Origin of the sequence: Synechococcus sp. BO 8801, assembly GCF_002252675.1 — a bacterium.
Lineage (GTDB): Bacteria > Cyanobacteriota > Cyanobacteriia > PCC-6307 > Cyanobiaceae > Cyanobium.
Window position 1 is genome coordinate 71,714 of record NZ_NQKY01000015.1, and the last position, 8,921, is coordinate 80,634.

The 8,921-nt window shown below is 71.7% G+C and carries 9 protein-coding genes; 3 read left to right on the plus strand and 6 right to left on the minus strand.

From position 1 onward, the window contains the following. Positions 1-4: 4 nt before the first annotated feature. Positions 5-724, minus strand: a complete 720-nt coding sequence (locus CJZ86_RS11570; RefSeq protein WP_094586090.1) for a pseudouridine synthase — start codon at positions 722-724, stop codon at positions 5-7. 89 nt (positions 725-813) lie between these two features. On the opposite strand from CJZ86_RS11570, the gene CJZ86_RS11575 reads away from it, so the two are divergent. Next, positions 814-1,803, plus strand: a complete 990-nt coding sequence (locus tag CJZ86_RS11575; RefSeq protein WP_094586091.1) for an RpoD/SigA family RNA polymerase sigma factor — start codon at positions 814-816, stop codon at positions 1,801-1,803. A gap of 90 nt (positions 1,804-1,893) precedes the next feature. Here the strand turns inward: CJZ86_RS11575 and rbp are convergent, their stop codons facing one another. Beyond that, entirely contained in the window at positions 1,894-2,184 is a 291-nt protein-coding gene (gene rbp / locus CJZ86_RS11580; protein ID WP_094586092.1) for an RNA-binding regulator, read from the minus strand. A 138-nt stretch (positions 2,185-2,322) separates the two neighbouring features. On the opposite strand from rbp, the gene CJZ86_RS11585 reads away from it, so the two are divergent. Beyond that, complete coding sequence (locus tag CJZ86_RS11585) at positions 2,323-2,553, plus strand: hypothetical protein (protein ID WP_094586093.1); 231 nt, start codon at positions 2,323-2,325, stop codon at positions 2,551-2,553. A gap of 10 nt (positions 2,554-2,563) precedes the next feature. On the opposite strand, the gene CJZ86_RS11590 is transcribed toward CJZ86_RS11585, so the two are convergent. From CJZ86_RS11590 to CJZ86_RS11605, 4 genes are all read right to left on the minus strand, one after another. Then, a complete protein-coding gene (locus CJZ86_RS11590; protein ID WP_094586094.1) occupies positions 2,564-2,743 on the minus strand; it encodes a hypothetical protein in 180 nt (59 codons plus the stop codon). A 119-nt stretch (positions 2,744-2,862) separates the two neighbouring features. After that, a complete protein-coding gene (locus CJZ86_RS11595) occupies positions 2,863-3,342 on the minus strand; it encodes a hypothetical protein (RefSeq protein WP_094586101.1) in 480 nt (159 codons plus the stop codon). Positions 3,343-3,431: 89 nt separating this feature from the next. Further along, positions 3,432-6,359 carry a hypothetical protein gene (locus CJZ86_RS11600; RefSeq protein ID WP_094586095.1) on the minus strand — a complete coding sequence of 976 codons (2,928 nt, stop codon included), beginning with the start codon at positions 6,357-6,359 and terminating at the stop codon, positions 3,432-3,434. A gap of 44 nt (positions 6,360-6,403) precedes the next feature. Further along, entirely contained in the window at positions 6,404-8,119 is a 1,716-nt protein-coding gene (locus CJZ86_RS11605; RefSeq protein ID WP_233133986.1) for an ABC1 kinase family protein, read from the minus strand. Here CJZ86_RS11605 and CJZ86_RS11610 point away from each other — a divergent pair. Then, the coding region (locus CJZ86_RS11610; protein ID WP_143594140.1) for an aminotransferase class I/II-fold pyridoxal phosphate-dependent enzyme at positions 8,118-8,921 on the plus strand (804 nt) is incomplete at its 3' end. The genes CJZ86_RS11605 and CJZ86_RS11610 overlap by 2 nt on opposite strands.

An 8,921-nucleotide genomic window follows, 5' to 3' on the forward strand; every position in this document is an offset into this window, starting at 1 on the left:
GGGCTCAGGGAGCGACGGCCAGGGGGCCCCATTCTCCCGGTTCGACCCTGCGCCAGGCCCCTTCCGCCAGATCCCCCAGCTGTACAGGGCCGATGGCGATCCGGCTGAGGTCGAGCACCGGATGGCCGAGGATCTCGGCGGTGCGCCGGATCTGGCGGTTGCGGCCCTCCCGCAGCACCAGCTCCAGCAGGGTGGCGCCGCGGTGGTGGCGCAGCCGCCGCAGCTCCACCGGCAGGCTGGGCAGGCCGTCGAGGGGCACGCCGGCCCGCCAGCGCTCCAGGGTGGCGGTGCGGGGCAGCCCCTCCACCCAGACCCGGTAGGTCTTGCGGTGGCCGTAGCGGGGATGGGTGAGGCGCAGGGTGAGGGCGCCGTCGTTGCTGAGCAGCAGGGCACCGCGGCTGTCGGCGTCGAGGCGGCCCACCGGATGCAGGCCGGGGCGCAGCTCCGGCGGCAGCAGCTCCAGCACGGTGGCGCGGCCCTGGGGGTCATGGCAGGTGCTGAGCACCCCAGCCGGTTTGTGCAGGAGGAGCGTCAGGGTGGCGGCCGGCAGCTCCAGGGGCCGGCCGTCGACACTGATCCGGTCGCTGGCGGGGTCGGCCCGATCCCCGAGCTGGGCCAACGCGCCGTTGACCCGCACCCGGCCGTCGCGCAGCCAGATCTCCGCCTGGCGGCGGGAGCAGAGCCCAGCGGCCGCCACGAGTTTCTGAAGTCTGTCGGCGCCCATGCCCCCATTCTGGGGACCGCTCCAGGTCGGAGCGAGTCCGCAAAGTGATGGTAGATTTACGAAACCAAACGGTTTCGTAACAAGGGACGATGCCTTCGATCACCGTCACGGCTTCCTCCGCGTCCTTGCTGGTCCCCACCGGCGATTCGCTGCGTTCCTACCTGCGCGACATCGGCCGGGTGCCGTTGCTCAGCCACGAGCAGGAGATCACCCTGGGCCGCCAGGTGCAGGACCTGATGGCCCTCGAGGAGATTCGCGAGGAGCTCACCCTGCGCTCCGGTGGTGAGGAGCCCAGCCCCGAGCTGCTCGCCGCCGAGGCGGGGCTCACCCCGGCCCTGCTGCGCAAGCGCCTGCACGCCGGCCGCCGCGCCAAGGAGCGGATGGTGGCCGCCAACCTGCGTCTGGTCGTGAGCGTGGCGAAGAAGTACACCAAGCGGAACATGGAACTCCTGGACCTGATCCAGGAGGGCACCATCGGCCTGGTGCGGGGTGTCGAGAAGTTCGATCCCACCCGCGGCTACAAGTTCTCCACCTACGCCTACTGGTGGATCCGCCAGGGAATCACCCGGGCGATCGCCGAGAAGAGCCGCACGATCCGCCTGCCGATCCACATCACCGAAACCCTCAACAAGCTCAAGAAGGGCCAGCGGGAGCTCAGCCAGGAGCTGGGCCGCACCCCCACCCTGAGCGAACTGGCCGTGGCGGTGGAGCTGCCCGAGGAGGAGGTGAAAGACCTGCTCTGCCGGGCCCGTCAGCCGGTGAGCCTGGAGACGAAGGTGGGCGACGGTGAGGACACCGAGCTGCTGGATCTGCTGGCCGGCGACGACCTGCTGCCCGCCGATCTGGTGGACGGCGAATGCCTCAAGGGGGACCTGCGGGCCCTGCTGGAGCAGCTGCCGGAACTGCAGGGCCGGGTGCTGAAGATGCGCTACGGCATCGACGGCGAGGAGCCGATGAGCCTCACCGGCATCGCCCGAACCCTGGGGATGAGCCGGGACAAGACCCGCAACCTGGAGCGGCGGGCTCTCGAAGGTATCCGCCACCACTCCCGCTCCCTGGAGGCTTACCTGGTGGCCTGAGCCTCTGGGGGGCAAGGCCGGGGGCCAAGCCAAAGGCACGGCCATGAAAACGCCCCCGTTTCCGGGGGCTGCCGACCGTTTCGGCGAAACTCAGTAGCGGGCTCGACCGCCGCCGGCGCCACCGCCGCCACCACCACCGGTGCGGGGCTGGGCCTTGTTGACCCGGATCATCCGCCCCATCCACTCGACGTCCTGAAGGTCGTCGATGGCCTTGGTTTCATCGGCCTCATTGGCCATTTCAACAAAGGCGAAGCCGCGCTTGCGGCCGGTTTCCCGGTCGAGGGGCAGGCTGCAGTTACGCAGCGCTCCATATTGCGCAAACAGATGGTTGAGATCCTCCACCTCCGCATCGAAGGAGAGATTTCCAACGTAAATCGTCATGAACAGAGAAACAATTATGTACCGATTCGTCGATAGCCCTTGCAGGACGTTGTCACTCGCCGAAGAGAAATCTTTGAATCATCAGAAGCGTACAGCCTGGATGGGCTGGCAGGCTGGGACCCCTGCGCAGGGCGAACCATGAAGGAGCAAGCAACGGCCATCGCCCTCGTGGCGCTCTGGGTGCTGGGCTGGGGCGTGGGGGGCTCGCTGATCGATGCCGGCCTGATCGGCGCCGGCGTCTACGACCTCGAAGGCGGCCAGGTGGGGACCCTGATCACCTTCGTGCTCTGGAGCCTGCTGTGGGGCGGCGTCGGCCTGACGCTGTGGCGCCGAAGAGGCGCCGGTGGCTCCGAAGACGGAACAGCCTGAACGCCTCGGCCTACGGGCGGATGCCGAGGGCCTGGGCGCCGTAGTGCTCGCTGAACTCGGCCTGGTGCTGCCAGGCGGAAAGGAGGGTCTTGGCGACCTTGCGGAGCTCTTCGATGTCGTTGCAGTTGTCGATGGCGCGGGAGTGGACGGCGATCGAGAACTGGCGGTTAAGGGAAAGGGAAGGCTGCATGTCCTGCTTGCGATATTTCAGAACATTACGAGCAGTTGCCAGCTGGCGGGCGGAGGCACCCTGAGCGGCTATCCGTACCGGGCTTCCCATCGGGCCCAGGGCCCTTCCCGCAACCAGGATCAGAAGAACTGGTCGAAGTTGTCGAAGTCGACCGCGCGGAAGGTGCCGTCCTGCACCTGGGCCATCAGCCGCTCCAGCTGCACCCACAGGGCACCGCCGGTCAGCAGCGACAGCACGAAAGCCACCAGCAGGGCGGCACCGGCGGCGAAGCCGAACACCTGCAGGCTGGCGCCGATGAACAGCGTCACCCCGATCACCAGCCCCGCGTAAGGCATGGTCGTCTCCAGGTTGGCGATCGGCAGCAGGGCCAGCCGGTCCTGCTTCCAGCCCTCCAGCCGGTTCTGGACCATCCGGGCGAAGGTCAGCCCGCACAGCACCGCCATGGCCAGGCCGATGCCAGCCAGCATGTAAGGCGGGTATGTGAGCGGGGCGTACTCCAGCAGGATCTCCATGGCGTCCAGATCGCCGTAGGCGCCGCTGGCCTGGTCCAGCCCCGCCTGCCGGAGGGTCACGGGAGCAGCGTCGAGGGCGGCCAGCAGCAGGGACACGGCGGGGACGGAGACAGGCGATCGCGCCCGACCCTAGGCGCCGGAGCCGCCCCATCCGAGTGACCCGTCAGCGGAACCCCTCAGCCGAACCGGCTGCGGAAACGATGGACCAGGGCGTTCAGGGCCAGCAGCAGCAGCCCGACGCCGACGAACACCAGCCCCCGCAGCCCCAGGTCGGCCTGGGCCATGTCGATGGCCAGCAACCGCAGCAGGCAGGCCCCCAGGCCAACCAGGGCCACCCGGCGGAACTGGGGCTCCCGCAGCACCACCCCCAGCAGGTAGACGGCAAAAGCCTCCGCCGTCCAGAGCAGGGTCAGCAGGGCCCGGTCGTAGCCGCTGGCCAGCACCACAGCCACGGCGATGAACAGGGGATGGCCGAGCCAGAGGTTCCGCCGGCGTGCCACCCGCCCGCCGACCCAGGCCAGGGGCGGCCATCCGCCCGGATCGGGCAGCCGCTCGAGGTCGAGCCAGCGGCGGCAGGCCAGGACAAAGGCCGTCTGCAGAGCGATCGCCACCAGCCCGGCGGTCTGGGCCGCTCCGGTGGCGGCGGGGAAGGACGGCAAGTCGATGCTGAGGCCGACCAGCAGCGACGCCACCGCCAGCCAGTAGACGATCACCCCGTAGACCTGCAGCCGGATGGCAAAACGCCGCACCAGGGCCGGCCAGACCAGGAGCAGGGCCAGCAGCGTCCAGGCGACGGGTCGCCAGGGGGCGCTGATCTCCCCATGCAGCAGCACCATCACCCCCAGCAGGACCGCCTCAAGGAAGCAGGGCTGCACCGCCTTCCAGCTGGGCAGCCGCGCCAGCTCCGGCCCCGGCCGGAAGAACCAGCCGTGCAGGCCGACGGCGATCGCCAGCAGCTCGATCAACAGGCGGCCGCGCACCTGCAGGACCCCGAGCGTCACCAGCTCCTGGCTGGGCCCAATCACCAGCAGGAAGGAGGCGCCGAAGGCGGCCAGGTAGGCCAGGGAGAGCCCCAGAGCCACCCGCAGGGCACCGCCCCGCAGCCAGCGGGTCCCAGCCAGGGCCGCGGCGGACAGCAGCAGCCAGGCCGCCCCCGGCAGCAGCGGTGAGATCGGCTCGAGCAGCCACAGCACGGCCAGCCCCGCATCGACGCCCAGCAGCGCCATCCCCAGGCCCTGGCGGCGGCCGTCGCCAGCGGTGACCGTCAGCAGCAGGGCCAGGACCGCCAAGGGGAGCAGGCGGGCCAGCAGAAGCAGCGGGGGCCAGGGTGCCTGGGCCAGCAGGGTCAGCCAGCCGGCGCCGTGGCACAGGGCGATCGCCACGGTGATGCCGTTCCGCAGGCCGGGGGGGCGCCAGCGGCGCGCCGCCACCAGGAAGGCGCCCATCACCACCAGGCTCAGGGCCGAACGCCAGTCCTCCGGCGCCACCAGGACAGTCCCCACGGCGACCAGGCCGCCGGCGAGCCAGCCGAGCAGGGGCCGCAGGGGCAGCGACACACCGCGGCGCTGCAGCAGCACCTGCATCGCCGCCATCAGGGCCGCCCCGACCGTGAGCACCGCAGCGGTCTGCAGCTGGTTCACCGGATCGCCGCGCAGCAGTGCGGCTCCCAGGCCGCTCAGGGTCAGCACCACCCCGGCGGCAGCACTGAGCCACCAGCCGACGCGACTGAGCGGTCCGGAGCCCTCCCGCACGGCGATGGCCAGGAACAGCAGCGACTCCAGCAGCACCACCCCGGCCAGCAACGGCCCGTCGGCGATCACCGGGGCAAGGCTCAGCAGGGCTGAGAGAACAAGGGTCTGGCCCACCAGGCCATCGCCCAGGGCCAGCCAGCGCGGCCCCCCGCGCCGGGCCCCCTGACCCAGCAGCAGCGCCGCCGCGGCGGCGGCCGCCAGGGCCCCGGCGCGGACGGACGCCACAGGGGGGTAGAGCAGCAGGGCCAGAGCGAGGCCGCCCCACTGGCTGAGCAGCAACGCCGCCGGCACGGCCTGCAGCCGGGCAGGGGTGGCCCCAGGGCGGTGCTGCCGCAGCAGCCCCGGGCCGAACACCAGCACCGCCGCCAGGGACGCGCCGCCGACGAGGGCGGGGGAGGCCGCCAGGGCGGGGCCGTTGCGCAGGAACCAGGCCACCTGGAAGGCGCCGAACACCCAGCTGACCACGAGCCGGTGCCGCGGCCAGCGGTGCCGCACGGGCAGCTCCGAGCCCACCAGGGCAATGGCGGCGGCGATGGCCAGGGCTGGGCCGCCCTCGAGACCGATGGCCAGGGGCACCAGGCTCACCGCCACGTGCAGGGAGGCCATCGCGGCGGTACGGGCGATGGCGGCCAGGGCCAGGTTGGCGGCCACGCCCACGGCCAGCAGGGCCAGGGCCGGGGCCGGCTGCTCGATCCACTGGAGGCCGAGCTGGGGCAGACCGCCGGCGGCGGCGCAGGCGAACAGGACCAGGGCGCCGCCACCGCTGCGCATGGCGTCGGTGAGGTCGCGCCAGCGCGGGTGCCGGCCCCAGAGCACAGAGGGCAGGGCCAGGGCCCCGCCCACCAGCAGGGTGAGCAGGAACCGCTCGCGGGGCCCCAGCTCCAGGCCCGCGTTGATCGTCAGGAAGGTGACCCCGGCCACCACCACGAGCACCCCGAGCAGGCCGCTCCAGTTCTCCACCAGCAGCCGCTCGATCCGCTTCCAGGGCCCGCCGGTCGCCGCGCGGGGCCGGGGGGCACGGGGGGGGCCGGGGGGCGCCGGGGGACGCTGCGCGGGGGTGGCCACCGCCGCCGCCACGGGTTCGGTTTCAGCTTCGGACCTGGCTTGGGCTATGGCCTGGGGCGCCGGCAGGGGGAGCTCCTCAGCGGCGGCGAGCCTGGCCGGTTCGGGTGGGGTGTCCCCATCGAGCCGCTTCTGGAGCACCTCGCTCCACAGCGACAGGGCGAAGAAGCGCTCGCTCAGGGAGGCGGCCTGTTGCTCAAGGCGCCGGACCCGCCGCTCCAGGGCACGGACCTGCAGGACCCAGCCCGCCACCAGCAGGGGCAGGAGGATCACCAGCAGGGCCTCGTTCAAGGCGCCGCGTGGAAGCCGTGGGGATCAACGGGCACCGGAAGGCGTCAGGCGGCGAGCGGATTCAAGCGGGCCAGCAGGCCCGTGGCCAGCTTGCGGGCCGAGAAGGTGCGCCGCATCAGGCCCAGCAGGGCCTGGAGATCATCGGTGTGGAGACGGTCGTGGCTCACCAGGCTCAGCAGCAGCCGCTGGCGCAGGCTGGTGCCCTCCTTGCCCAGCAGCAGGCGCAGGCCGTCGCGGGCCACCGGCAGCAGATCGGTGGAGGCGGAACCGTTCTCGACCACGGCCAGCAGGTTCTCCAGCCGCTCCACCCGCAGGCGACCTTCACGATCGAAGATCACCTCCAGCAGCTTCTCGCGCATCTCGGCGGTGTCGCCGGCCAGCAGACGCTTCGCCACATAGGGGTAGGCCACGCGGATGATGCGGAAGTCGGGGTCGAGCCGCATCGCCAGGCCCTCCTGGCTCACCACCGCCCGGATGATCAGGGCGAAGCGGGCCGGCACCCGGAAGGGGTAGTCGTACATCAGCTCCGAGAAGCGATCGGTGATCGCCTTGAAATTGAAGCTGCCGACGTTCTCCCCCAGGGCACCACCGAGCACCTGCTCAAGGGCCGGCACGATCGGCCCCAGGGGGGTGCTGGGGTTGAGGAAGCCCAGGGCCACGAAATCCCTGGCCAGGGCATCGAAATCCCGGTTGATCAGATGCACCACCGCCCCGGTGAGGGTGAGCCGGTCGGCATCACTGAGCGAATCCATCATGCCGAAGTCGACATAAGCCACATGGCCCAGGCCGTTGGTCTTGCCCGGCAGGGCGAACAGGTTGCCCGGGTGGGGATCGGCATGGAAGTAGCCGAACTCCAGCAGCTGCTGCAGGCCGGCGATCACGCCGGTGCGGATCAGGGCCGCCGGATCCAGATGGTGGGCCTCCAGCTCGCGGCGGCTCTGCAGCTTGGTGCCGTTGATCCAGCTGGTGGTCAGCACCCGGCGGCTGCTGAGATTGCGGACGACCGCCGGAACGGTCACCTCCGGATGGTCCTGGAAGAGGGAGGCGAAGCGTTCGGCGTTGTCGGCCTCGCGCCGGTAGTCGATCTCCTCGAACAGGGTGGAGCCGAACTCATCGATGATCGCCCCGAGTCCGAAGCCCAGATTCAGCGGCAGGAACGGGGCCGCCAGCACTGCCAGCGAGCGGATGATGACCAGGTCGCGGCGCAGGATGAAGGGCAGGTCGGGCCGCTGCACCTTCACCGCCACCCAGTGGCCCTCGCTCAGGCGGGCCCGGTAGACCTGGCCCAGGCTGGCGGCCGCCATCGGGTAGTCGGGGAACTCCTCGTACAGCTGGTGGGCCGGGGCCCCCAGCTCCGCCTCGATCAGCGCCAGGGCGACCTTGTGTGGAAAGGGAGGCAGATCGTCCTGGAGGCGGGCCAGTTCCTCCAGCCAGTCGCGCCGCACCAGGTCGGGACGGGTGGAGAGGGCCTGGCCCACCTTGATGAAGCAGGGGCCCAGGTCGTTGAGGGTTTCGAGGATGGCGCGGGCGAGCCGCTGCTGCACCCGGGCATCGGTGCTGCTGGACTGGACCGCCAGCCGCAGGCCCAGGCCCGCCAGGCGCCACAGCACCACGATCAGCCGGCTGACCAGGACCCAGGGCCGCAGCAGCAGCCAGCGCAGGTCCGCATTGGGGTCGTAGCGCGGGGTGGGGGTGACGTCTTCGGCCAGGGTCCTGCCCCATCGATGGCCAGACTCTAGGAACTGTGTTCCCCGGTCCATGGGCCCCTTCTGGCGGTCAGCGCCGCTGGCCCTGCACCTGCCGGCCCATGGCCGGGGCCGGGCCCTGGCCCCCGATCTGCGGCGCCTGCTGCGCCAGCCGCCGGGGAGCTGGGATCTGCCCGAACTGCCCGGCTTCGGGGGGCCGCTGGAGCAGGAGGGAACGGTGGCCGAGGCCCAGCGGCGCGCGGCGGCCCTGCTGGGGGCGGAACGCTGCTGGTTCGGGGTGAACGGGGCCTCGGGGCTGCTGCAGGCGGCCCTGCTCGCCCTGGGCCCGCCGGGCTCCCGGGTGCTGCTGCCCCGCAACCTGCATCGCAGCCTGCTGCACGCCTGCGTGCTCGGCGGCCTCGAGCCGCTGCTGTACGACCTGAGCAGCGATCCGCTCACGGGCCTCTGGCAACCGCCGGAGCCCCGGCGGCTGGAGCGGGTGCTGGCGGCGACCACCGCGGACGCCGGCAGCCCCGCGGTGGCCCTGGTGCTGGTGGATCCCACCTACCAGGGGCTGGCGGCCGATCTGCCGGCCCTGGTGGCCCTGGCCCACCGGGCGGGGCTGCCGGTGCTGGTGGACCAGGCCCACGGCGGCGGCGAGGCCCTGGCCGCCGGCGCCGATCTGGTGGTGCTCTCCGTCCAGAAGAGCGGCACCGGCCTGGCCCAGAGCGCCGCCCTGCTGGCCCAGGGAGAACGGGTAGCACCGGCCGCCATCGAGCGCGCCCTGCTGTGGCTGCAGACCTCCAGCCCCAGCGCCCTGCTGCTGGCCTCGACGGCCGCGGCCCTGGAGCACGGCGCCAGCGCCGCCGGCCAGCGC